1 protein-coding gene and 1 pseudogene are annotated in these 1152 nt (G+C 35.6%); both read left to right on the plus strand.

The window, feature by feature from the left end:
* Window positions 1-405: pseudogene (locus SPADD19_RS04195) on the plus strand (hypothetical protein); the annotation flags it as partial.
* A partial coding sequence (locus tag SPADD19_RS04200) for a hypothetical protein (RefSeq protein WP_164905835.1) occupies window positions 362-1152 on the plus strand: 791 nt, incomplete at its 3' end. The pseudogene SPADD19_RS04195 and the gene SPADD19_RS04200, both read left to right, overlap by 44 nt.

Below are 1152 nucleotides of genomic sequence, written 5' to 3' on the forward strand. Positions count from 1 at the left end.
AGTCTTGATAGAAATAAAATAGATGTAGGAGGATGTTGGATAGATTATGAATTTGATGATGAAGATGAAAAAGTAGAAACTTCCTCAAGTTCTACGGAGAGATTAGATCGCAATGGTGTGAAGGTGAAGGATAGTAAACTCTTAACCCTACTAAAAAAATATCGCCATCTCTTGATTTTAAAACAAAACCTCACTATGGAGGAGGAAAAAACTGTCATCAAGAGTTTGTTTCCTGATGCAGATCATTTCAGTTGGTCTATTAGTGCTCCTTATACAAAGAGTGGGCAGAAAGAAATCGTTCGGAATGCTGAAGAATTTAAAAAGGTCATAAAGGAGGAAAATGTTGAAGAAGAGTTGGAACGTGAATTTGAAGAAACATTTCAAGAAGGGCCAGACGACGATTAGTGATCGGTCAAAAGCCTTTCTAGTGGTTATCTGCTTCCTGCTATTTCTAGGATTCTATTTTTATAGAAATTTAGACTCTAACTTAAAAGGGTTCTATGATAGTAGAAATTTTCGGGGAGATATACAGATTACAGGTTTCTCTTGGACTCGGCCCAATGCCGGTCCGGATGTGAATTTTATCTATTCTGAAACGGTTGAAGGGAAAAAGATTTCCATTCCCTTGAAAAAATCAGTCAGATTTAAACACTTGGTGATGCCGTATTCTAATAAGATTGATTTAGCTGAAAACCTAGGAATAGAAAATACCTATGATGATTTTGATAGAGCCTATTTGCCTATTATAGAGAAGGGATTTGAATTCAGTACTGAGCGAATCGAGCTTGAAGCAGAATTAGATAAAAAAATTAACGAGTATAGTGCTTTTAGCGGCTCTTGGATTGAAATAAGCTTATCCCCCGTTAAGAAACGAGGTAACAATTATTTCAGTTTGATGGAGCAATATGAGAATGGCATTCCTAATTCTGAGTTAAAAATTCTAGGGGGATGGTATGATGTCTCGTATAGTAGTTTTATCGAATCAGGAGATATTTATGTTAAAATTATCTCCCCGGAAAATATAAGTCGATTTAAAGAATCAGAGTATGATTTTAAATCAGTTTTGAAGGATTACTTGGCAATTAAGTCTCTACCAGATGGGTGGTATGGCCTGTTCGATAATGGGAAACAAGTATCTGAGACTGTTGAAAT

This window comes from Streptococcus parasanguinis, assembly GCF_001578955.1.
GTDB classification, from domain to species: domain Bacteria; phylum Bacillota; class Bacilli; order Lactobacillales; family Streptococcaceae; genus Streptococcus; species Streptococcus parasanguinis_U.